This window comes from Citrobacter amalonaticus, assembly GCF_001559075.2.
Lineage (GTDB): Bacteria > Pseudomonadota > Gammaproteobacteria > Enterobacterales > Enterobacteriaceae > Citrobacter_A > Citrobacter_A amalonaticus_F.
Window position 1 is genome coordinate 933,913 of record NZ_CP014015.2, and the last position, 24,071, is coordinate 957,983.

The following is a 24,071-nucleotide window of genomic DNA, read 5'->3' on the forward strand; positions in this document are numbered from 1 at the left end:
AGAGTTGAGCAGACCGGAAGCCTGCTCAGAATGTCGATCAGTTGTATACCATCAGGAAGTCAGCAGAGCCGTTAGCGCTGCCCGCCGTCACATTCGTGGTAGTGGAAACATAATCGGCCATAAATTTCAGATCGGCTTTATTTGATACCACATTCTCAGCGGCAGACACTGAACCCAGGGTAATTGGCGTCGGCGTGCTACCTGCATTATATAATTTGATGCCGACACCCGTTGCAACAGAGTTTGAATTCAATGCCAGTAGTGCGGGATTATTCGCATCTGTCACCCCCGTAAATAACACGGCCACCGTTTTCACCGACGCCGGACAATTATCCACGCTGATGGTAAAAGGCGTTTTCGTGGTTTCCACCCCGGTACCGGTAAAAAAGGTTTTTGCCCATCGACCTAAATCCACGGCGGGATTTTTTGATCCCGTAGTGACATTACAGGAGCTATCAACAATCTCGCCGGAAAATTCCACTGTGCCACCAGTTCCCTGCACCCCAGAAACCGCAGACAGCGCGGCGCCAGATGCCATTGCGCTGACCAGGAACGCGGCTATACGAATTTGACTCTTCATTATTTCGCTCATTTAAACGCATTATTAATGTTTACTTTCGCCAATACAAAAATTGTTCTGGCGTTTCTCCCTTCGTATGCTCCTGCTGATAATATTCACAATCCTGTCGTGATAATACGAGGCTTTACTTGCTGTGGTAATGTGGCAAAGATAAAACATGGCCTTTTAATAAAGACGTTCACCGCTGCCATGTTAACCGTGATTAAAATGATATTTTTCTACGTTACAAATTGCAATACCACTGAATTTTCTGCAATACAACAAGATAAAAGTCTACATTAATATTCGCGGCCAGTTTTTTATTAACTGTATCAACACACCCCACTGCGACGGCTGAAATAAACATCATGGCAACATATAGAGAGAAAAGAGATCATTTTCTGGGCTTTTTTTTGCCTGGCAGGCGTCTGGCCTAAGCGAAATTAAGAATATTCCTGGAGGGAGGGCCGCCTTTTCTGCCATCGATGTGAATCTGGCGTAAAAATGCCCCCGGCGGGGCATGTCAGTGACAGGCAGTCACCCTCTGCTCTTAAGGAACCCCGTGAGTCGCCTTATTTCTGGGTCGAGGTCCACTTGGAAGTCGGCGGCGTATATGCCGAAAAATACTCAACAATTTCCGGCAACGAGTCGGAGAAAAACAGCATATCCACGTAGCTCTGCTTCATAAAACCTTCATCGGCCATTTTCTGCACCATGACCTGCAGCGGTTGATAAAAGTTGTTCATGTTATAAAACGCGCAGGGTTTGTGGTGGATGCCTAATTGTCCCCACGTCCACTGCTCAAAAATCTCTTCCAGCGTGCCTGCCCCGCCGGGTAAGGCGATGAAAGCAGAAGACAGCGCCGCCATGCGGTCTTTACGCTGGTGCATATTCTCAACGACCTGCAAATCCGTCAGCCCGGTATGCGCAATTTCACGTTCAACCAAAGACACGGGCATCACTCCCGTCACGTGCCCGCCGTGTTGCAGGGCTGAATCCGCCACGGCCCCCATCAATCCGACCCGGCCACCGCCATAAACAATGCCCAGCCCGGCCTGAGCCAGATAGGTTCCGGCTTCGCGCGCGGCCTGCATATAAACAGAAGAATGGCCTTCAGATGAACCGCAAAAAATACCGATAGACTTCATATAATTTCCTTCAGGAATTACTCAATCCGTAAGTCTTCATTCACTCAATGTCGAAACAGCATAATGCAAAGAGGCTCAATACACTATGTAAGACTGGACAGCTGAAAGTACTGACCATGTGAGTTCCAGTAATTACCAAAAATGAGATGTCATACCCGCCGCATGTCGATATCAGAAAACCCCACGGCCTTTGCAGCACGACAGGCATAAATGCCCTTATACAATAAAGGTAGTTTCAGGCGTTATTATTCCCTCGCTCGCATTTTATTTGTCGCAAAACATTTCATCAGATAAAGACATGCTAATTTCAGACACACGTGCGCATCCGCAAATATACCCGTACTATTGCAATTTCTGCGAGTTAACGGGAATCATGCGGCTTCCGGCTAAATACCTGACAAATCCTCTAAAGCGGTTACATGACTTATTATTGCTATTCTCACCGTGTTTTTTGCAGTATTGTTTACTCATTGTTGTAGTTCTACAGTGAATGCTAGCGAGGTTGCCATGTCGTTTTTCGCCCTTAGCCAAGCCTTTTGTTCATCATTCGGGATGTTCCGGAATGGGCACGATCTTAGAACAGCAATAACGTTTATTGATTCAGCAAGATAAGCAAGAACACAAGACCAGAGGAGGCGCCCAGTCGATAATGTCACGACGTTATGACGAAACTACATACAGCCATTTTCATTATCCGCTCAAGTCCTTCTGTGGCGAAGCAGCGTTGCATACGATTAGCGCCTACCGTGCAGTGCAAATAAATAATGAGTTAAAACCAGATAAGACCATTGGATTAATGGAAATCAGCAGAACGCTTGCGCACCTGCAATCAAAAGGGAACCTAATGAAAAACAACGCCGATAATAAGAAGAGGAATTTCCTGACTCAAAATGAAATAGAGTCGCTTCTCAAAGCAGCAAACACTGGACCACACGCTGCCCGCAATTATTGTCTGACCTTATTGTGTTTTATTCATGGATTTCGTGCCAGTGAAATCTGTCGCCTGCAAATTTCAGATATTGATATCAAATCGCGCTGTATTTATATTCACCGCCTGAAAAAAGGTTTTTCGACAACACATCCATTATTAAGTGAAGAAATTCAGGCGTTAAAGAACTGGCTGGCTATTCGTGCCGCTTATCCTCATGCCAACAGTGAATGGTTATTTTTATCGAGAAAAGGAAACCCTCTTTCTCGCCAACAGTTTTATCAAATCATTTCAGCCTCGGGCGATCACGCTGGACTCCCGCTTGAAATTCATCCGCATATGCTTCGTCACTCATGCGGTTTTGCGTTAGCCAATATGGGGATCGACACCCGTCTCATCCAGGATTACCTGGGACACCGTAACATTCGCCATACTGTCTGGTACACCGCCAGTAATGCAGGTCGATTTTACGGTATCTGGGATGACGCTAAACTCAAACAGCATAATGCTATTTCACTGTGACATATACAACACCATGGATGGTGTTAAAAAAACGCGATGAGCAAAGCATTAATAATATTTAACCATATATTTATTATGCTTATTGTTCACCTCCATCCTTATTCGCATCATAATTAAACAGTTTTATTATATCCTTGTAATTAATCAGGATACCTTTTTTCAACATGACCTTTTCGTCAAACCAACCTTCACTGAACCCTCACCATCTGTAACTATTTTTCGTTTAAATTTATACACCTGACTTTGTCTACAACAGACGCTATTGTCGCACCTGATAAAATCAATAAAAATAAGACTTATCACGTAGCAATAATAGCTGCGTATGTAAAAGTGATGTAATCACAGACGGTGATTAATCCCCCAAATATAATATGCCTTTAACATCGCGGATTATTTTTTAATCGCATGATGTTTTCTACAGGTGTTCATTAACAGAAACATATTTCAGGAGTAATGCATTGTGAACCGACGTCGTTATCTTACTGGCAAAGAAGTACAAGCCATGATGCTGGCCGCCCGACATGGCGCGACCGGAGAGCGAGATTATTGTCTTATTTTGCTGGCATTCCGTCACGGCATGCGTATCAGTGAACTCCTCGATTTGCATTATCGCGACCTCGATCTCAACGAGGGACGAATCAATGTCCGTCGACTGAAAAACGGTTTTTCCACCATTCATCCACTGCGTTTTGATGAGCGTGAGGCCGTTGAACGCTGGAGTCAGGAGCGCGCAGGCTGGAGGGGCGCAGGCCGTACTGACGCCGTGTTTATCTCCCGTCGGGGGACACCGCTTTCTCGCCAGCAGGCATATCGCATTATTCGGGCGGCGGGGGTTGATGCTGGAACCGTTACCCATACTCACCCCCATATGCTCCGTCACGCCTGCGGTTATGAACTTGCCGAAAGAGGGGCCGATACGCGACTGATTCAGGATTATCTTGGCCACCGAAATATTCGCCATACCGTCCGTTATACTGCCAGCAACGCCGCACGTTTCGCCGGATTATGGGAGAGAAGCAGCCTGTTAGAGGTCATTTCGCAGGAGAAAAAGAAATAGGGTAACGCATTGATATAAAAGGGAAAGTATTTACCTGAACAGGTCAATTGGGGCCAAACTGTTTATATCATAAAAAGAATTAGTAAAGCTTTGCAACTAACAAGTTAGGAATTATCGATAAATACTATTTATCTCATTGATTAGAATAGCATTATCCACAGCATTTATTCACTCTCACCTCCGCCACTTACGCGCTTTCAACATTTCTCCACCTGACTCCTGCACGATATCAGTCATTTGTATAAAACTATTTTGTAGTTTTTTATATCAAAAAATAAAAATTTACAGAAATAAAAAACCAAGTGAAAAGAAAAAAATCGCCATTTCAAGACGTTTATCCCAACGAGTCAAAATGGCCCCAATTGACTCATTAATTGGGTAAAAACTGTGCAGAACCGGCCGTCGCCCCATTCGGCTGAAATATGGAATGCCTGGAAGGCACAACGACTGGCCATTTCGGTTCGTGATATCGACATTGTTTAAAGGAAAACAGCATGAAAATTAAAACACTGGCTATCGTTGCTATGTCAGCCCTGTCCCTGACCTCCGCGGCGGCTCTGGCCGATACCACCACGGTAAACGGCGGTACAGTGCATTTTAAAGGAGAAGTCGTTAACGCAGCCTGCGCCGTCGACGCCGGTTCAGTCGAACAAACCGTTCAGCTTGGCCAGGTTCGTTCGGCAAAACTGGCGACTGCGGGCAGCACCAGTTCCGCGGTCGGTTTCAACATTCAGCTTGATGATTGTGATACCAGCGTATCAACCAAAGCCTCTGTCGCGTTCTCTGGCACGGCCGTTGATACCACCAACAACACCGTACTGGCACTGCAGGGCTCTGCTGCCGGTAGCGCCACTAACGTTGGCGTCCAGATCCTCGACAACAAAGGCACCCCACTGGCGCTGGATGGCGCAACCTTTAGCGCCGCAACAACCCTGAACGATGGCACTAACATCATCCCGTTCCAGGCGCGTTACTACGCCACGGGCGCCGCAACTGCCGGTACCGCTAACGCAGACGCCACCTTCAAAGTTCAATACGAGTAATTCATCACGCAAGGACGCACCAGGGGCCAGGAGGGCCCGTTATCCGCAATGGGACTGAGGTGATAACGATGCAAAGGATGAAATCAGGTCTGCTGATGCTTTTACTTCCCGCCTGCGCGCTGGCCGGCAACAAGTGGAACGTGACGTTACCCGGCGGAAACATGCGTTTCCAGGGAGTCATTATTGCCGAATCTTGCCGCGTTGAAGCTGGCGATCGCCAGATGACCGTGCAAATGGGGCAGATCAGCAGCAATCGATTTCATGCGCCAGGGGAGGATATCAACCCTGTCTCTGTCGATATTCATCTCCAGGAGTGCAGTACCGCCGTAAGTCAACGCGTCGGCGTGGCATTTCATGGCGTCGCGGATGGCAAAAACCCTGACGTTCTCTCCGTGGGAGAAGGACCGGGGATCGCCAGCGGTATCGGGATAGCGTTATTTGATAAAGAAGGCAGCCAGCTCCCACTTAACGGCCCACCGGCTAGCTGGACACGGCTTTACTCCGGGCCAACCACACTGCATTTCGTTGCGAAATACCGTTCTACCGGACGTCAGGTCACCGGTGGGGTCGCGAATGCACAAGCCTGGTTCTCTTTGACCTACCAGTAATACCCCCGCAGAAATAGCAAATACAGGAAACGACGGTGAGTACAGCAAGGATAAACATGAAAAAAACACGCACCATGATGCGCCGCCTGCTGGGCGGAATGCTGATGATTGCCGCCATGGGATTGTTCACACAGGCTGAAGCAGGCGTTGCGCTGGGGGCGACCCGGGTGATTTATCCGGCGGGTCAAAAACAGGTACAACTGGCGGTCACCAACAATGATGACAGCAGCACGTATCTGATCCAGTCATGGGTGGAAAATGCTGAAGGCGTCAAAGACGGGCGTTTTGTGGTAACACCGCCGCTGTTTGCCATGCAGGGAAAAAAGGAGAACACCTTACGCATTCTTGATGCAACCAATAACCAGTTACCACAGGACCGCGAAAGTCTGTTCTGGATGAACGTCAAAGCCATTCCGTCGATGGACAAATCGAAGCTCAGCGATAACACCCTGCAACTGGCCATTATCAGCCGTATCAAGCTGTACTACCGTCCAGCCGGACTCGCGCTGCCGCCAGATCAGGCCGCGGAAAAACTCACTTTCCGCCGCAGCGCAGGCACGCTCACATTGATCAACCCAACGCCGTACTACCTGACGGTGACCGAACTCAATGCCGGCACCCGGGTACTGGAAAATGCCCTCGTGCCTCCCCTGGGCGAAGCCCGCGTGAAGTTGCCAGCCGATGCGGGTAGCGAGATTACCTATAAAACCATTAATGACTATGGCGCACTGACGCCGCGCATGAAAGGCGCACTGCGATAACGAACAGGGAATCCGCGTGATCCCTGAATAAAAAAAGAACTGACAGCCGGGCGATTTTGAACCGGAGGGACTATGTCATATCTGAAACCTGGACTCGTCCGTAGGCGGCATTATGCACCACTTTTGTCAGGCGCAATGGCGCAGATCCCCTTTGCCTTTTTGCTTGCCTCACACACATTTTCCGCGCAGGCAGAACTCTATTTTAACCCGCGCTTTCTGGCGGACGATCCGGCTGCCGTCGCGGATCTTTCCGGTTTTGAAAAGGGACATGAGCTCCCCCCCGGCACGTATCGCGTCGATATTTACCTGAACGAGGGGTTCATGACCACCCGCGATGTCACTTTTCATGCCAGCGACAACAGCCGCGAGCTGTCCCCATGCCTGACGCGTGAACAGCTCGCCGCAATGGGACTGAACACCGCCGCCGTCAGTGGAATGAACGTGCTGGCAGCGGATGCCTGTGTCCCGTTAACGGAAATGATCCCTGACGCCACCACCCGTTTAGACGTGGGTCAGCAGCGGTTGCATCTGACAATTCCTCAGGCCTTTATGGGAAATCAGGCTCGCGGCTATATCCCGCCGGAACGCTGGGATCACGGGATTACCGCTGGCCTACTGAATTACAACTTCACCGGCAACAATGTCCAGAACGACGTCGGCGGCAGCAGCAACTACGCCTATTTAAACCTGCAAAGTGGCCTTAACCTGGGCGCGTGGCGCCTGCGCGACAATACCACCTGGAGCTACAGTAGCGGCGGGAGTTCTTCGAGCAACGAAAACAAATGGCAGCACGTTAATACCTGGCTGGAAAGGGACATCACGCCGTTGCGCTCACGCCTGACGCTCGGCGACAGCTATACCAACGGCGATGTCTTTGACGGCATTAACTTCCGCGGCGCGCAACTCGCTTCTGATGACAATATGCTGCCGGACAGCCAGAAAGGCTTTGCCCCGGTGATCCACGGGATTGCGCGCGGGACGGCGCAGGTCTCCATCAAACAGAATGGCTATGAGATCTATCACAGCACGGTACCACCAGGCCCCTTCAGCATCAGCGACCTCTATGCCGCGGGTAACGGCGGCGATCTGCAGGTTACCATCAAGGAAGCCGACGGGAGCAGCCAGAACTTCACCGTTCCTTACTCCTCGGTCCCGGTGCTGCAACGTGAAGGCCATACCCGCTATGCCGTCACCGCCGGAGAGTACCGTAGCGGTAACGATCAGCAGGAAGAGCCGACCTTTTTTCAGAGCACCTTACTCCACGGCCTCCCGGCTGGCTGGACTCTGTACGGCGGTACGCAACTGGCAGACCGCTACCGCGCCTTCAATCTGGGAGTGGGGAAAAACATGGGGGTACTGGGAGCGCTGTCGGTGGACGTCACTCAGGCCAATGCCACTCTGCCCGATGACAGCAAACATCAGGGGCAGTCGGTGCGTTTCCTCTATAACAAATCACTGAGCGACGTTGGCACGAATATCCAACTGGTTGGCTATCGCTACTCCACACGCGGATATTTTAGTTTTGCCGATACCACTTACCGTCGAATGAGCGGCTATGACGTCGAAACGCAGGATGGCGTTATTCAGGTTCAGCCGAAATTCACGGACTACTACAACCTCGCCTATAACAAGCGCGGCAAGGTGCAGGTGAGCCTGACCCAGCAGTTAGGCCGTACCGCCACGCTCTATCTGAGCGGAAGCCATCAGACTTACTGGGGCACCAACAGCGCCGATGAACAATTGCAGGCTGGTCTGAATACCGCCATCGGCGATATCAACTGGACGCTGAGCTACAGCCTGACCAAAAACGCCTGGCAGGAGGGTCGCGACCAGATGCTGGCTATTAACGTCAATATTCCGTTCAGCCACTGGCTGCGATCGGACAGTCAGTCCGTCTGGCGACACGCCAGCGCCAGCTACAGCATGTCGAATGACCTCAACGGCCGGATGACCAATCTGGCGGGGCTGTATGGCACCGTGCTGGAAGACAATAACCTCAGCTACAGCGTGCAAACCGGCTATGCGGGCGGCGGGGAAGGCAACAGCAGCAGCACTGGCTATGCCACGCTGAACTACCGCGGCGGTTCTGGCAATGCCAACGTCGGTTACAGCCGTAGCGACGGACTCAAACAGTTCTATTACGGGATGAGCGGCGGCGTGCTGGCGCATGCCAACGGCGTCACGCTGAGTCAACCACTCAATGACACGGTCGTGCTGATTAAAGCGCCCGGCGCAGAGGGCGCGAAAGTGGAAAACCAGACCGGAGTACGCACTGACTGGCGTGGTTATGCGGTGCTGCCTTACGCCACCGAGTACCGGGAAAACCGGGTGGCGCTGGATACCAATACGCTCGCCGATAACGTTGATCTGGATGAAGCAGTGGTCAACGTCGTCCCCACGCACGGCGCGATCGTCCGGGCGGAATTCAACGCCCACGTCGGGATGAAACTGCTGATGACGCTCATCCACAACGGCAAGCCGGTACCGTTCGGTGCGATGGTCACCGCCGACAGCAGCCAAAGCAGCAGCATCGTCGCCGATAACGGTCAGGTCTATCTGAGCGGTATGCCGCTGGCAGGCAAAGTTCGGGTGAAATGGGGTGATGGCGCAAACGCCAGCTGTGTGGCGGATTACCGCTTAGCCGCAGAAAACCAACAACCGTTGCTCAGCCAGCTCACCGCGGAATGCCGCTAAGGACATGATGATGAACAAACGTCTTTATCTGCTGGGCGCCGTCTTCTCGCTGGTCAGCGCCAGTACGTTCGCCGCCGACAGCACGATCACGATCAGCGGATACGTCAGGGATAACGCCTGCGCCGTGGCGGGCGAATCGAAAGATTTTACCGTCGATTTACTGGATAACGCCGCTAAACAGTTCAGCCGTATCGGCGCCACCACGCCTGTCGTCCCGTTTCGTATTGTGCTTTCTCCCTGCGGCACGTCGGTCACGGCGGTAAAAGTCGGTTTTATCGGTATTGCCGACAACGATAATACCCGCTTATTGAAACTCGACAGCGGGACATCGGCGGCGGCGGGGATGGGAATTGAGATCCTCAACGGACAGCAGACGACGCTGCCGCTGAATGCCGGGTCCGCTACCCTTCCGTGGACAACCCTGACGCCCGGTCAGACCAATACGCTTAACTTTTATGCCCGCCTGATGGCAACGCAGCTCCCCGTCACGCCGGGACACGTCAATGCAACAGCGACATTCACTCTTGAATTTCAGTAAGCGGAGGCTTTGATGAAATGGTTTCAACCCCGGTGGCTACTGGCGGTATTCCTTGCCGCTTCTGCTGTTGTGCAGGCGGCCGACGTGACCATTACCGTGAACGGGAAAGTGGTCGCCAAACCGTGCACGGTATCGACCACCAATGCCACCGTCGAACTGGGTGATCTCTACACCTTCAGTCTGGTCGCCGCCGGTTCCTCCTCCGCGTGGCACACCGTGGCGCTTGAGCTAAGCAATTGCCCGGTAGGCACCTCGCGTGTCACCGCCAGCTTCAGCGGGACAGCCGACAGCACGGGCTACTACAAAAATCAGGGGACCGCCGGAAATATCCAGCTTGAACTCCAGGATGACAGCGGTAACAGACTGAACACTGGCGCGACAAAATCAGTGGTGGTGGATGACGCCTCACAATCCGCCCGTTTTCCTTTGCAGGTCAGAGCGTTGTCGGTAAACGGCGGCGCAACCCAGGGAACGATCCAGGCGGTGATTAACGTGACCTATACCTATGCATGACCAGGAGAGTATGTTGATGAAAAGAGTCGTAACCCTGTTGACGACACTGTTGCTGATGGGCTGGTCAATCAATGCCTGGTCCTTTGCGTGCAAAACCGCCAGCGGCGCGACCATTCCCATTGGCGGCGGTAGCGCGAACGTCTACGTTGATCTCTCGCCTGCGGTTAACGTCGGGCAAAACCTGGTGGTTGACCTCTCAACGCAGATCTTTTGTCATAACGATTATCCCGAAACCATAACCGATTATGTCACCCTTCAGCAGGGGTCCGCTTACGGCGGCGTGTTATCGAGTTTTTCCGGCTCCGTAAGATACAACGGCTCCAGCTATCCGTTTCCGACCACCAGCGAAACCGCACGGATGATCTATGACTCAAAAGTCGATAAACCGTGGCCGACCGTACTGTATCTGACGCCAATCAGCTCTGCTGGCGGCGTCGCAATAAGTGCCGGAACGCTTATCGCGAAACTCATTCTCCGCCAGACCAACAACAAAAACAGCGATGACTTTCAGTTCGTGTGGAGCATTTATGCGAATAATAGCGTGGTCATTCCGACTGGCGGTTGCGACGTCTCCTCCCGCAACGTGACGGTAACGCTGCCGGACTACCCCGGCTCTGAACCCGTTCCGCTGACGGTCTACTGCGCACAGAGCCAAAATCTGACGTATTACCTCTCCGGCACCACCGCAGATTCCGCCAATTCGATCTTCACCAATACCGCGTCGTCTTCGCCCGCGAAGGGCATCGGTGTTCAGCTCACGCGCAACGGTACCATTGTCCCTGCCAACAGCACCGTGTCATTAGGCACGGTCGGTACCTCTGCCGTAAGCCTCGGCTTAACGGCTAACTACGCACGAACCAGCGGACAGGTGACGGCAGGCAATGTTCAGTCAATCATTGGGGTGACGTTTGTTTATCAGTGATGCGGGTAAGCCGGGGATGGACTACATTTTGTCCCCCTGCCCTTGTGCCGCCGAAGGTCTTGCGAGGATGATGCCGCCAGACCGCCAGCCTCTGGTGCTGCTGAGCTCGCCGTCGCTGGATATCTCAACGCTTCCCGTGCTGGCGTCAGCACGCCGGATTGTGGTGTTTCTTCCTGACGATCCCCTTTGGCTACTCACCACGTTGCAGCAGGCGGCGCTTCTGCTGGAACAGGCCACGGCTCCCCTGCCGATGCTGATCCTCAGTCGCTGTCCTGACCGTTGGTTGTGGCACACGCTGGGGCATCTTGTGACGCGTGGCAGTCTGCTGACAGAAATCCGGGCCGTCGCCTCGGATTTACCGACGCGCTGCATTGCCGCGCTATTGCGCGGGCACGGGTTGCAGGATATTCCGCCTCTGGGACAACGCGCAGACAACGAGGCGTTGATCTATGGCAAGCCGACAATCGGCCTCAGCAAACCGGAGCTCAACGCCATTCTGGATTTGCTGCACGGATACCCCATCCAGGAACGAGCGAAACAGCGAGGCATCAGCCAAAAAACCCTTTATAATCAGAGAACTTCAGGACTTAAAAAGATGGCGGAACATTTCCCGCAACTGGCGACACACTTTCCTGGCAACCCAGAGACCCGGTTGAACAGAAGCGGTAGTGATGCGTTATCCGCCTTCGAGCGTGAATTCGTCCATGCCATCCATTGCCGACAACTCTTTACGGTATTTCAACCGATTGTGGACAGCAACCACCGTTTACAAGGAATGGAAATTCTCTCACGCTGGCGGCGCGAGGGCACGGTCCTGCAACCCGGCGCATTTTTGCCGCAAATACGCGCTGAATACGCCTGGCAGGTACTGACCGCGTTTGTTTTGCAGGAAGCGATACAGAAAATCAACCAGCATCCCGGAGAGTTCTATTTCTCACTGAATATCCCTGCCGCCCTCGCCAGCCATGAATGCCTTCCACGAATGCTGGAAGCGGCGAAACAGCAACTGGAATCGCCACAGCAAACGGACAGACTGGTGCTGGAATTTGCTGAGACCATCGAGTTCAGCCAAAGAGGCAAAACCGCCGCGAACATCGACAAATTAAAACGGCTCGGCTTTCGTATTATGCTCGATGACTGCTTCTCACAAGGCAGCGTGATGTTTCCGGTCAGGCAGATCCAGTTTAGCGAATATAAACTGGATATGTGTATTATCAATGAGATGCAACGCGATCCACACGCGCTGGCGCTGATAAAAAGCCTGAACTATTACTGTATGCTGACAGGCAGTCGCTGCGTTGCCGAAGGGGTCGACAGTGAAGAAAAATTTACGATATTGAAAGCATTAGGAATCGATCGCTTTCAGGGATATCTCATCTCCCCGCCGGTAGGCGGGAATATGCTTGAACGGTTTATGGACCGCTACATATCATTCTGATCAAACATGCTTTTTGAGGAGAGGATGACGCTCAATAATGAATAGACATCGATCCTGATCTTTTCCGGCGGCAAACAGATCTCATCATAAGGACAGGAAATATCGACTGTTGTGGGATAAGTCCATTTTGTCAGGTAACGAGGCAGGCTATACTCTTTCAAACACTCATCTCAGAGGCAGCAGCTGGCGTGAAGGATATGTATTACAACGATGAAGGGATCAATGCGTTAATCCAGAATGAACTGAATGCGTTCATTAAGGACTACAAAAATACGATCTACGCATATGCGATTATGAACAAGAAAGATCCCTCGCAAATGCAGATTATCAATAATAATCCTGAGTGGTTTAACATCTATCTTGAAAGAAAATACCAGTTTATTGACCCTGTCATTATTAGGGCTTTAAGTAGTGTTGAAGATTTTTTCTGGGAGAACAAGGTGCTGCTGGCAAGCGGTTATAACCTGACGCGCATTTTCAGTGAAAGTTCTGAACACAATATTTATCAGGGTCAGACGTTTCCCCTGCATGACTATCTGAATAATCTTGTCGTATTGTCCATCATCAGCCAGAAGGATTCGGGGATTGAGATGGAAGCCTGCCGCGCACATTTCATGCATTTCCTCATTCAGTTACATCAGAAGACGCTTAATCTCTACAGTAAAGTGCATCAGAAAAAGAACGTGTTTTTGTCACCGCGTGAACGACAAATTTTGAAGTGGGTCAGTGCGGGTAAAACATATGCCGAAGTCTCGGTTATATTGTCAATTGCAGAGCGCACCGTGAAGTTTCATATGAGCAATGCAATGAAAAAGCTGGGCGTGAACAACGCCAGACATGCGGTAAAACTCGGAATGGAGCTCAGATTACTGGATAACTGAACTCCGTGCGGGATTACAGACGGCGAAGCTGTTGAAGTATCTCACGGAGCCAGTGGCTGGACTTATCTTTGCTGATGATGCTTTCAATTGCGCTTTCAGTTGCCGGCATAAAAATATAGTAGATAGTTTCACCTTTCTCAGAAAGACCTTTCTGAATCACGTCAATTTTCCAGTGCGCATGACGGAAAATGGCATACATACCGCGACTGGCAACGGCGAACATTCCCCGATACTGTTTCTTCATGCAATAGACGATCATTGCCAGAAACAGTGCCTTACTGGCAGGCATCCCGCGAAGGTTTCCGGAATCACGTCTCGCTTTATCTAAAAACAGGCGGCTCACTTCGCAACAGGGAATATCCGTAGGGAGAGTGATATTATCGAAGTACTCATGGAATATTTCGCTGATCATCGTCGGTTGCGTGGCATCGATAAATCGGGCGCCACACAGGATTTCTCCCTCATGCATCCCTAACAGATAAGTCGTGTTTTCGTTATCAAATTGATCCTTTTCCAGGCCATCAGTACATTCCACTTTCCAGTCGAGCCGCTCACGAAATGTTCGATTTCTCAGGCGGTAGAGTTCAGTGGCAAAACCTGACGGCAACTCATCGCGATCAAGCAAAAAAAACTCAACAAAAGAGTTCATTTATTCATTCCTGATAATAACATTCTGAAATTATTATCCCCTGTCTTTTAGGACAGCTTTTTTTCAGGTCGGGTCTTCCTTATACTTAAAAAATACCTGACTAATAGCGCTCGCGGCACATACTAGTCAGGCGGTCAAAGACCAACGTAACACCAGGGATAAATCCACCCGAGATTATCTAACATTTAAACTCCCGGGTACAGAATGCAATAAGCACTTAATCACTAAAAAACTATTAAAATACGACAAATATCAAATATTTCACCTTATTATATTGCCCCTTGTATTTTCAAGGGGTAATATTTAAGGTTGAGTTAACTATTAAGCTCAATGCTGTCGCTCGCTCTCATCCTTTAACATCACGCGCCGTTTTCTCTTTCTACCTCTCTACATCCGTCCTTATTTCTCTCTTGTAAGAGAATAGTCCTGTTTGCAGAGATGGCGTGAGATCGCCGGCAGTCACGCTTCCTTAAGACGTACGAATGTTATCCTTCAGATGAATAATCTCGCAGAACGCGCGCAACGCGGATGCGGTAAAAAGAGAATATCGACTCACGTCCTTCCCTTTGCGCTGCCCGGTGTTTCATGTTGCTCTTCCACACGGCGACGGCGTCTTCACTCTCCCACCAGGAAAGCGATAAAATCTTCCCTTCCGTACTCAGGCTTTTGAAACGCTCAATCGAAATGAAGCCCTCAATATTAACGAGTTCGTTCCTGAGTTCAGCCGCAAGCTGTAAATATCGCGCCTGCTGAGTCGGTACCGCATCCGCTTCAAAAATCACCGCTATCATAACAACCTCCTGGGTTAGCACTTCCGCCACTTTAGCGGTAAGTACCGGGCAATACTTCGCTGAATACCGAATAATGCATGGTTGGGGATCATGACGGCACATCCGCATCGAGCTTACTGTAGAACCCCTGTTCCAGTTTCGTTTCCAGTATCGACTGGACCTCAATCGCCAGGTTTTTATAGAACTCCGACAGTTCATCGTCCTTACAGAGCAGGACAATTTTGCGACGTTCTTTGCGATTGTTGATCCGGATGATCTTCAGCGAGTCCGTAAAGGCGGGAAGAGTGGTAATAAACAGCGGCGTGGTCAGCGTCCATCCGTAGCCGCAGGAAATTAATTTCAGAATGTCATCAGCATTATCCATTTCAAACTGGATGGACGGAGACAAGTTATTCCATTTCAGCCAGTTGAGCGTCTGGATGCCGGTCGGTGTATTGCGGGTATAGGCGATGTAGTCCCTGTTTTTACACAACTCTTCCAGTCGTGTTTCCGGCCAGACTTTGGGGCAAACGCACAGAAACTCCTCCTCAATCAGCGGGTACATTCTGACATTAGGCGGCATCTCGGTATGCAGCATCGTGATGGCCAGGTTAATGCTGCCCGTATTCAGCGCGGAAAGCAGCCCCGATGCTGTACCGGTCACCTGGAAAATATGTTTCACCTGCGGTTGCAGGAAGGTCAGAATATCCAGGCCGATAGATTTACCGATCGAATCAACAAAGCCGATTTTCAAATGTGAAATATGCCCGTGACTGATCGCGTTGATATGTTCCTGCAGATAGACACCGCTATCGATAATCTTTTTTCCCAGCGGGTACAGCGCCTGTCCGGCTATCGTCATCTGAATGGGTCGCTGTGAGCGGTTAATCACTTCAGTTTTTAAGCCATTTTCCAGATTCGCGATCTGCTGAGAAATCGAGGATTGAGTCAGGTTGAGTTTCTTTGCCGCAGCGGTAAATGACCCTGTCTCAATCACCGCTAAAAACGCCTGTAACTGCTTAAAATCGAAGTTAATATCCTTCATCACCGCCTCTACTATTACATTTTTTAATAATGAGTATTTATCTTTTCAATGCTTTTTTTTCTTTGAGCCACTTCAAATTATCCGTACTGCCAGCCAATTAAGGTAGCGATACACCTTAATACAGGAAGAGACATAACGATGCGTGAAGAAAAGGATCTATTAGGAACGTTAATGGTGCCGAAGGAAGCCTACTACGGTATTCAAACGCAACGAGCAGTACTGAACTTTTCAGTTTCGGGAAAAACGGCCGGGGATATTCCGCATTTTCTGTGGTCGATCGCCGCGATAAAACAGGCGGCCGCTCAGGCCAACGCCCAAATCGGCGCGTTGGATCAGCAGAAAGCCGCCGTCATCGTGACGGCGTCGCAGGAGGTGATGAACGGTGATTTTGACGCCCATTTCCCGATTGATATTTTTCAGGGCGGCGGCGGCACCTCGACCAACATGAACATGAATGAAGTGGTGGCTAACCGCGCGAATGAACTGCTCACTGGCGTACGGGGATATGATGCGATTCATCCAAATACGCACGTCAATATGGGGCAGTCGACCAACGACGTCATTCCTGCGGCGATGAAAATGACCAGCCGCGTAAATATCAAGCATTTGCTGGCGCAACTGGAAAAACTGGAAGCCGTCTTAGCGGATAAAAGCCGTCTGTTTGCCGACGAAGTGAAATTAGGCCGCACCTGCTTACAGGATGCAGTGCCAATGACGTTTGGCCAACAGTTTGGCGCCTATCGCACACAGGTCAACCGGCTCAGGGAAAAACTGGCCGAGGTCAACGAGGAGGCGCTGTGCTTACCGCTGGGGGCGACGGCGATTGGCACGGGGTTGTCCACCCATGAGGGTTATCTTCCGGCGGTGTATCAATGGCTGGAGACCCTCACTGGCGAGCAATATCGCCCGGAAGCGGACTTCTTCGATGGTCTGCAACACGGTGATTTCTATATTGAATTCTCCGCGCAGCTCAAGAAAATCGCCGCCTTTCTCTCTAAAATGGCGACCGATTTTCGTATTCAGGGTTCAGGACCGCGTGCCGGTTTTAATGAAATTATTGTTCCTGCCGTGCAACCGGGTTCGTCCATCATGCCGGGCAAAATTAACCCGGTCATGCCCGAACTGATGAATCAAATTGCGTATCAGGTTATCGGTAATGACGTCACAGTGACCATGGCGGTTGAGGGCGGCGAACTTGACCTGAACGTGTGGGAACCGGTGCTGCTGAAGGCGCTCTTCGAATCCTGTTCATTACTGAGCCGGGGGATACCGCTGTTCATCGATAAATGTCTGAAAGATATCGCGATAAATGAAGAAGTGAGTGCTCGCTACGCAGAGGAAAGTACGGCGCTGGCCACCGTCGTGGCAACCCTGTTTGGCTATCAGGTGGGATCGCGAATTGCAAAAGCCGCGTACCAACAACAGTGCAGCGTAAGGCAGGTCGTGCTGGCAGAAAAATTGCTGACGCCGGAACAGGCGGATTATCTGCTTGATCCGATGAACATGACCGACCCGCAAAAGAGTACGGCAGCGATTAAACGCTATCAAACAGAAATGAATATGTCGTAATCATCTGTTATCGAGAAATAAGCGTTAATTGCAGGTAATGAATATTCCCTGTTCATTACCTCGCCCTCTCGTTGCCGATAAATAAAATATAACAAAGAGCAGGTTAATTATATGGTGATATTACATGTCGTTTTATTGCTGGGAACCATCATGCTTGCCGCCCGCTGGGGTGGAATTGGCGTCGGGTTTGCCGGCGGGATCGGATTAGCGATTTCGGTATTTATTTTTGGCGTTCCGGCAGGTTCTCCGCCTGTCGACGTGATGCTCATTATTCTGTCCACCATTGTGGCGCTCTCAGCCATGCAACAGGCTGGCGGAATGGATTATCTCGTCACCCTGACCGAAAAGTTACTGCGCCATAATCCAGGCTATCTTAATATTCTTGCCCCCACCGTAACGTTTATTCTGACGGTACTGTCCGGTACCGGTTATACCGCCATGTCGGTGATGAACGTGATTCAGGAAGTGGCGAAAGACAACGGTATCCGGCCCAGCCAGCCGTTAAGCTCTGCGGTTGTGGCTTCGCAACTCGGGATTACCGCCTCCCCGATCTCTGCCGCCACGGCGATTATGTACGGCACCGTTGAGGTGATGGGCGTGAGCTTCGGCGATGCAATGCTGATTATCCTGCCCACTGCGTTATTTGCCATGCTGATCGCGGCATTCATTGCCAGCAGACAAGGCGCCAAACTGGCCGACGATCCTGTGTGTCAAAAAATCATGCAGGAAAATAAAATTGTGCTGAATAAACATGCCAGCCGCCCTATTCCCGCCGGAGCAAAATCCTCGGTTGCCATATTTCTGGTGGGAGTGGTCTTCGTAGTCTGTATGTTGCTGTTTAAATCCCTGATTGGGCATACCATCAATTCCCGCGACTTAATCATTATTACGATGTTTGTCGTGTCCACGATCATTATTTTTACCTGCAAGCTGGACATGAAAGAGCTGAAGAACTCACCGATATTTAAATCCGGCGCGGAATCACTGGTGGTGGTATTAGGGATTGTCTGGCTGAGCAGCACGCTGATCGGTGCCCATATCGATGAGATCAAAATGGAAGCCAGTGATATATTACGCGCCTGGCCGTTCTTACTGGCGGCGGTATTTTTCTGTACCAGCGCCATGCTGTTTAGCCAGGGGGCAACCAGCGCATTACTGATGCCTATCGCCGCCTCCATCGGAATTAGCCCGGAGGCAATATTAGCCAGTTTTGTCGCGGTCAGCGCACTCTATATCACCAATATTTATCCGACAACCGCGTTTGCGATAGCCACTGATGACACGGGTTCATTTCTCAGTTCGCGCTGGAATGGCTCAAAGATCGTTAATCATCCCTTCTTCCTGCCAGGATGTTTGTCGATTATCTTCTCGGTACCATTTGGCTTTTTACTGGCACAGATGATTTTGTAATGGCGAAGACAGAACAGGCCTGCCGTTGACGGCTTTCTCTTTCACCCCACGGCATCACAAACGTAGCCGCAGTAAATATGTCGTGATAAACAGCAGAACAGGTTGACGTTAACCTGTTCTGCTGTTCGCCCGCATGTGAGTTATTCGGCAATTACTGGTATGTCATTGTAAAAGACAGTACGCCGTTCGCCGCCCCTGTGGTGATGTGATCGCCCGTCTGGTAGTAACGCGCCTTAAGCGGTACCGTGAACCCGCCCCCTGTGCTCGATGTCCCAACCGCCACATCGGAGCCCAACCGCATCGGCTGGTTGTTATAAAGCAGTTGGATCCCGACCCCTGTAGCGGCGTTACTCCCGCTGGTCGTATTGATGACGCCTTTCGTTGCGTCATTAATATCGCCTTCCATCCTGACGCTGACGGCGGTTCCGGCATTGCAGGTCATCGGCAAATTGAATGACTGGGTATATGCCTCTCCCGGCGTCGTTCCTTTGCCATTAAAGGCATTTTTATCAACCTCTTTCATATCGACAGGGATGGATGCCGTGGTCAGTTTGCAGGCTGGCGTGGTCACCGTGAACGCATTGATATTGACTGCGGCTTCTGGGGATTGCCAGAGCAGCGAGTTATTCAGCAATATCAATGACCCCACCGTTCTTGCCGATATCGTACCAGAACCGGTCTCCGTCGCCGTTTTATAGAACGTCACCGTGACGGAACCATTCAATCCGGGGCTTATCATTCCCGTGGTATTTTGACAAAGCCTGGCGGTGTTACTATCGCCCCGAATCGTATTCGCCCCCGTCACGGCGGCATTCCCTCCGGCGCACTTTGCCGTCGAGCCGGAAACGGCATAGCCAATACCGTCAACGTTGGTTTTATAGACCCGAACCCCATTGACCATCGAATCGAAGGTACCTATCGCCTTTACGCCAAACGTTTGATTGGAAATGACCCCTTCCACTGAATCAAAACAACTGAACGCATTCACTGTCGGCGTCATTATCTGCGTACCAATAACGGCCCCCACCGGCAGATCCCTGGAGATAGTGATATTCTGCGGCGATAAGGTTGTTGATGGCGTGACCGTCGAACAATCCCACGCCAGCGCAGTACGTGAAAACAGTCCCAGAGCCACCCACAATAAACTCACTATAATTCGATTCATCTTACTCTCCACTTACCTGCACTCCGCGGTGACGTTATGCGTTTTGTCAGAAGCCTGCGCAATCTGATAATTTGCCAGACAACTTTCCCCAGCCCAGTTCACCACCACGGAGCCTTTTTCCGGTGCGCCGCTAAACCAGACTCGCTGACGATCGTCAACAATCCCTTCTGGCGTATTGTCGCGATGGTTAATTGTTGCCGTCGCCCCAAACGGAATCGTTTTGCCCGTCAATTGCAGCAGGATTCGGTAGCCGGTAACGGTCGGGAAATCGGCCAGCGTCAGCGCGCCTTTTGTTGGTACGACGGTCTGCGTGTCATTCAACACATCCGTATTGTTGTTCAACCTGTCGGTATTTAGCGTCAGACTGTTCTGTCGATATGGCGCAACGTACGGCACAACGGCAAAACCTTTACTGTCTGTGTAAATGCCGCTGTTATTCGCCACTTTCACATCTGCGGCATTCTCAGCCTTCACCAACGCCATTGTCTCGCCAAGAGGTTGAGTCGCGGAGACGCCATACGGATGAACCACCAGTCCCCCCATTGCGCCAACCGACACCTGACGATTATCGCGAGAGTAGTTATAACCAAGCTGATATTCACCATGACGGCCCTTATAATTCGCCGACGCACTGCCCGTCACATCTGACCCCTTACTGTTGTATCCCTGCTGTACGTTCCAGCTCAGATTTCTGTCTTCCAGCGCGGAACCGGACAGCCCAACCTGTGAAGTGGCGTCGCCTTTTTTATTCGCGTTTGCCGATAGCGTCATCCAGCTATTTGGCAAGAAACGTGAGAATGGAATCTGCATCGTAAAAGAGACGATATGATCGTTGTCGTTGTGCCAGGGACCACGGGAATAGCTATAGTTCAGGCCATAATTAATATTGTTAATACTGGTGTTGTAACCCAGGCTGACGTTACGCTCGGTATCACCGCCCCAATAGTCCTGGTGCCAGGCCGAAAGGTTGATATTCCCGAAATCGCCAAGCTGCTGGTTCAATGTCACCTGTGCCTTACTGCGTTTGTTACGCTGATAACGCCAGTCATTGCCTTCCAGAACGTTATCGCTCGCCATCCGATATTTATTGACATCACCATTCGCTTCCTGAAAATCATGAAAGCCGGAAGAGGAATACCGATACCCCATCAGACTCAGCGAAGTGCCTGTGGATGAAAAATCTTTGGCATACTGCGCGCGAAGCGAGATACCGCCTTCCGTTTTACCTGGCATCTGCGTATGAGCAAAGGTAGTGTCAAAAGAGAACGAACCGAAATCACCCAATCCTTTGCCGATACCAATAGCCCCGGCCTGGTAATCCCCCGATGCCAGCGTGCCGCCATAAATCGTGGTGTCCCACGGCAACCCGTAACTCATTGTGGCCTGAAGAAAATCCGGTTCCTTATCCGTACTGTTTGATGCACGATATTTCCCCACAGCCAGCGCATATTTAAACTGGCCCTCACGCTGCATGATCGGTACAGCCGAAAATGGCTGAATAAACTGATGCACCGAACCATCGGCTTCACGCACCACCACGGTAAGATCACCGCTGGCGGCCGTAGGATAAAGATCATCAATCACAAACGGGCCTGGCGGTACATAAGACTGCCAGATAATATTCCCGCCCTGACGGATGGTGACTTGTGCGTTACTTTGCGCAATACCACGGACCACTGGCGCAAACCCCCGAACGCTTTCCGGCAACATGGTGTCATCCGAATAAATTTGCGCGCCACGGAAGTGAACGCTGTCGAATACACCAGCCTGCGTATAACCATCACCCATACTGAATTGGCTTTTCAGCACTTTAATATCACGCTCCAGTGAAGTGCTGAGGGTATTCCAGTGCCCGTCCCCTTCGTTATTGTTATATGTTGAGTAATTACGCAACCGCCAGGGACCGACGTTAATCCCACTACGCAGGTTCAGATAGCTGTCATTACGCGAATCGCCCTTGCCATGGCTGTTGGCAGCAGAGAAGTTATAATTCAGGAACAGCATGTTCAGTCCGTCGTCCCACTGTTCCGGTGCAACGGAGCCGCGTGGATCGCGCTGCATATATTCTTGCGGCACCGAAATATCCAGACGCATGCCATCAAATTGAAAATTAAGCTGGCTCCCGGGGAGTAACGCACCCATATTATCGATGGTTGCGGAATCCTCCATACTCATCCAGTCAGGCTGTGCGTTACGCTTCACACCCCATTTCACGAAATCGGCGTAGGTTAACGATGGGGCCAATTCACTCTCTTTACCCAGAAAGCTGATATCACGAGATTCGATATAATTTCCGTTCAGATAGACATCAACGTGATAAACACCGGGAACCTGTCCGTCAGTTTTGCTGAAACGAGAGATATCAATATCACGCGGAATATTCCCTCGGGTTTCAATAAAATCGGGTGAAAAATAATCCTCAGCCAACACGGTTGACGCATGTGTAAACAGAGAAACCAGGACTGATAATTTCGTTAACGTTGCAAAACCTGAAACCGTATTGAGCTGGAGCATAAGTATTTAACCTACATTTTAACTTTTTGTTCAGTCGTGACGCCTCCAAAATCATTAATCGCACGCCACGATACGTCTCCGCCGGTTATCCCCGATAGCGGTAGCGTGACGGTTTGAAATGGTAATACCATTGGAGGCTTAGTGATCGTCTTGCCGTTCACCTTTATTTCATTGAGCGACACGCTATAAGGCGTTGGATTATTTACAGTTAATTTCCCACCCTCACGTGAAAAAATTAACTGCTGGTATGCCAATGACGGATCGCCTTTTAACCCGGCGGGACGATAAAACAGCTTCATTTTGCTTTTTACCGCGATCAACAATTCATTTTTCGCATCCGGTGACGATGACGGAATAGATTTAATATTTAACCAGTAAACACTTTCTCTGTCCGAGGGTAAGTTGTTTTCTGCCAGCATGACGCGAACGGAGTTCTGTGAATTTGGATTTAATTTGAACAAAGGTGGCGTCGTGGTAAATTCACTGCCACTGTCATCACTATTTTCACTTTTACTCACCCATGACTGGATCAGATACGGTTTATTGTCCGGGTTTTTGACGCTGATGGTGGCCTGACTGGCATTACCATTATAAATAAGACGAGTACCGCCTATTTCAACCCCACTGATTGCCGCTGTTGAGATAAATACTATCCCCACAGCAACCGTTTTATATAATTGCTGAAACATGAGAGTTCCTGATTGATTACTCAGGGCCACGAGTGGCCCTGCTTTTACTGATAGGTCACGGTGAAGGAGGTTGACGAGTTTGCCGTCCCCGCTCCGACAGTACCTGTGGCCATATATTTTGCGAAATAGGTCAACGTATTATCGACGTCTTCCAACAACGCCACGCTAGCCGAAGAAGAGCCAACCGGGATCAATGTGGCACTATCCTGCTCATAAATAGCGACGCCGACATTCGTCGCCGTTTGACCTGTGGTCAACGCCAGAATTGAAGGATTAGACGTATTGGTGGTACCGTCAAACCGAACGCTGGCGCTGGTCACACTCGCCGGACAGGATTTCAGCACAATATTAAAGCGCTTAGCTGCCGCTGTTGCGCCATTCCCGCCAGAAAATGCCGCCGTTGAAACGGTTCCCAGATCAACAGGCTGCGCAATCGCAGAAGGATCAACGACACACGCCGTTCCTGTAATCGTTCCGGTAAAGTTAATGACGCCATCGGCTGCATTAGCGGCTTGCAGAGCAGAAAGCGATAACATTGCAGAAATCAGTGCAATTTTTTTCATATAATTAAATCCAGATAGTTAAGTTAATATTTAATTAAAAGCGTTGATGTTAAAAACAATTATTCCTGCACTCACCTCCTCTGCA

General features: G+C 50.5%; 22 protein-coding genes. 13 read left to right on the top strand and 9 right to left on the bottom strand.

The window, feature by feature from the left end; all coding sequences use genetic code 11:
• Positions 1-37 precede the first annotated feature (37 nt).
• Complete coding sequence (locus AL479_RS04515) at positions 38-580, bottom strand: fimbrial protein (protein WP_061075215.1); 543 nt, start codon at positions 578-580, stop codon at positions 38-40.
• 551 nt (positions 581-1,131) lie between these two features.
• Positions 1,132-1,707 carry a TIGR00730 family Rossman fold protein gene (locus AL479_RS04520; RefSeq protein ID WP_061075216.1) on the bottom strand — a complete coding sequence of 192 codons (576 nt, stop codon included), beginning with the start codon at positions 1,705-1,707 and terminating at the stop codon, positions 1,132-1,134.
• Between the two features lie 844 nt (positions 1,708-2,551).
• Between AL479_RS04520 and AL479_RS04525 the strand changes: the two genes are divergently transcribed.
• The 11 genes from AL479_RS04525 to AL479_RS04575 all read left to right on the top strand — a co-directional run bounded on the left by AL479_RS04525 (position 2,552) and on the right by AL479_RS04575 (position 13,612).
• Positions 2,552-3,157, top strand: a complete 606-nt coding sequence (locus tag AL479_RS04525) for a tyrosine-type DNA invertase (protein ID WP_061075217.1) — start codon at positions 2,552-2,554, stop codon at positions 3,155-3,157.
• A gap of 460 nt (positions 3,158-3,617) precedes the next feature.
• Entirely contained in the window at positions 3,618-4,214 is a 597-nt protein-coding gene (locus AL479_RS04530) for a tyrosine-type DNA invertase (RefSeq protein ID WP_061075218.1), read from the top strand.
• Between the two features lie 494 nt (positions 4,215-4,708).
• A complete protein-coding gene (fimA, locus tag AL479_RS04535; protein ID WP_042999433.1) occupies positions 4,709-5,257 on the top strand; it encodes a type 1 fimbrial major subunit FimA in 549 nt (182 codons plus the stop codon).
• A 68-nt stretch (positions 5,258-5,325) separates the two neighbouring features.
• The gene (locus AL479_RS04540; RefSeq protein WP_061075219.1) at positions 5,326-5,865 is read left to right on the top strand and encodes a fimbrial protein; all 540 of its coding nucleotides are present in this window, start codon (positions 5,326-5,328) and stop codon (positions 5,863-5,865) included.
• A gap of 56 nt (positions 5,866-5,921) precedes the next feature.
• Positions 5,922-6,626 carry a fimbria/pilus periplasmic chaperone gene (locus AL479_RS04545; RefSeq protein ID WP_413228132.1) on the top strand — a complete coding sequence of 235 codons (705 nt, stop codon included), beginning with the start codon at positions 5,922-5,924 and terminating at the stop codon, positions 6,624-6,626.
• Positions 6,627-6,698: 72 nt separating this feature from the next.
• Positions 6,699-9,320 carry a fimbrial biogenesis usher protein gene (locus AL479_RS04550; RefSeq protein ID WP_061075221.1) on the top strand — a complete coding sequence of 874 codons (2,622 nt, stop codon included), beginning with the start codon at positions 6,699-6,701 and terminating at the stop codon, positions 9,318-9,320.
• Positions 9,321-9,330: 10 nt separating this feature from the next.
• A complete protein-coding gene (locus tag AL479_RS04555) occupies positions 9,331-9,858 on the top strand; it encodes a fimbrial protein (protein ID WP_061075222.1) in 528 nt (175 codons plus the stop codon).
• A gap of 12 nt (positions 9,859-9,870) precedes the next feature.
• On the top strand, positions 9,871-10,371 hold the full coding sequence (locus AL479_RS04560) for a fimbrial protein (protein ID WP_061075223.1): 501 nt from the start codon (positions 9,871-9,873) through the stop codon (positions 10,369-10,371).
• Between the two features lie 16 nt (positions 10,372-10,387).
• Positions 10,388-11,293, top strand: coding sequence for a fimbrial protein (locus AL479_RS04565; RefSeq protein WP_061077927.1), 906 nt, complete (start codon positions 10,388-10,390; stop codon positions 11,291-11,293).
• 16 nt (positions 11,294-11,309) lie between these two features.
• Positions 11,310-12,731 carry an EAL domain-containing protein gene (locus AL479_RS04570; protein ID WP_061077928.1) on the top strand — a complete coding sequence of 474 codons (1,422 nt, stop codon included), beginning with the start codon at positions 11,310-11,312 and terminating at the stop codon, positions 12,729-12,731.
• A 197-nt stretch (positions 12,732-12,928) separates the two neighbouring features.
• A complete protein-coding gene (locus AL479_RS04575) occupies positions 12,929-13,612 on the top strand; it encodes a helix-turn-helix transcriptional regulator (protein WP_071887587.1) in 684 nt (227 codons plus the stop codon).
• A 13-nt stretch (positions 13,613-13,625) separates the two neighbouring features.
• Here AL479_RS04575 and AL479_RS04580 read toward each other — a convergent pair whose 3' ends face one another.
• The 3 genes from AL479_RS04580 to AL479_RS04590 form a co-directional block, all read right to left on the bottom strand.
• On the bottom strand, positions 13,626-14,261 hold the full coding sequence (locus AL479_RS04580) for an acyl-homoserine-lactone synthase (protein ID WP_061075225.1): 636 nt from the start codon (positions 14,259-14,261) through the stop codon (positions 13,626-13,628).
• Between the two features lie 485 nt (positions 14,262-14,746).
• Positions 14,747-15,052, bottom strand: coding sequence for an antibiotic biosynthesis monooxygenase family protein (locus AL479_RS04585; RefSeq protein ID WP_061075226.1), 306 nt, complete (start codon positions 15,050-15,052; stop codon positions 14,747-14,749).
• Positions 15,053-15,140: 88 nt separating this feature from the next.
• Entirely contained in the window at positions 15,141-16,076 is a 936-nt protein-coding gene (locus tag AL479_RS04590; RefSeq protein ID WP_061075227.1) for a LysR family transcriptional regulator, read from the bottom strand.
• A gap of 138 nt (positions 16,077-16,214) precedes the next feature.
• Here AL479_RS04590 and AL479_RS04595 point away from each other — a divergent pair, with 138 nt between their 5' ends.
• Together AL479_RS04595 and AL479_RS04600 are read left to right on the top strand one after the other, a co-directional pair.
• Positions 16,215-17,645, top strand: coding sequence for an aspartate ammonia-lyase (locus tag AL479_RS04595; protein WP_061075228.1), 1,431 nt, complete (start codon positions 16,215-16,217; stop codon positions 17,643-17,645).
• Positions 17,646-17,756: 111 nt separating this feature from the next.
• Positions 17,757-19,055, top strand: coding sequence for an anaerobic C4-dicarboxylate transporter (locus AL479_RS04600; RefSeq protein WP_061075229.1), 1,299 nt, complete (start codon positions 17,757-17,759; stop codon positions 19,053-19,055).
• Positions 19,056-19,206: 151 nt separating this feature from the next.
• Here the strand turns inward: AL479_RS04600 and AL479_RS04605 are convergent, their stop codons facing one another.
• Genes AL479_RS04605 through AL479_RS04620 form a run of 4 tightly spaced genes read right to left on the bottom strand, consistent with a single transcriptional unit; the run spans position 19,207 to position 23,986 of the window.
• Positions 19,207-20,220: a fimbrial protein gene (locus AL479_RS04605; RefSeq protein ID WP_105291719.1), complete on the bottom strand. Its 1,014-nt coding sequence runs from the start codon at positions 20,218-20,220 to the stop codon at positions 19,207-19,209.
• A 12-nt stretch (positions 20,221-20,232) separates the two neighbouring features.
• Positions 20,233-22,734, bottom strand: a complete 2,502-nt coding sequence (locus AL479_RS04610; protein WP_061075230.1) for a fimbria/pilus outer membrane usher protein — start codon at positions 22,732-22,734, stop codon at positions 20,233-20,235.
• 11 nt (positions 22,735-22,745) lie between these two features.
• Positions 22,746-23,423: a molecular chaperone gene (locus tag AL479_RS04615; protein ID WP_061075231.1), complete on the bottom strand. Its 678-nt coding sequence runs from the start codon at positions 23,421-23,423 to the stop codon at positions 22,746-22,748.
• 44 nt (positions 23,424-23,467) lie between these two features.
• Positions 23,468-23,986: a fimbrial protein gene (locus tag AL479_RS04620; protein ID WP_061075232.1), complete on the bottom strand. Its 519-nt coding sequence runs from the start codon at positions 23,984-23,986 to the stop codon at positions 23,468-23,470.
• Positions 23,987-24,071: the final 85 nt, after the last annotated feature.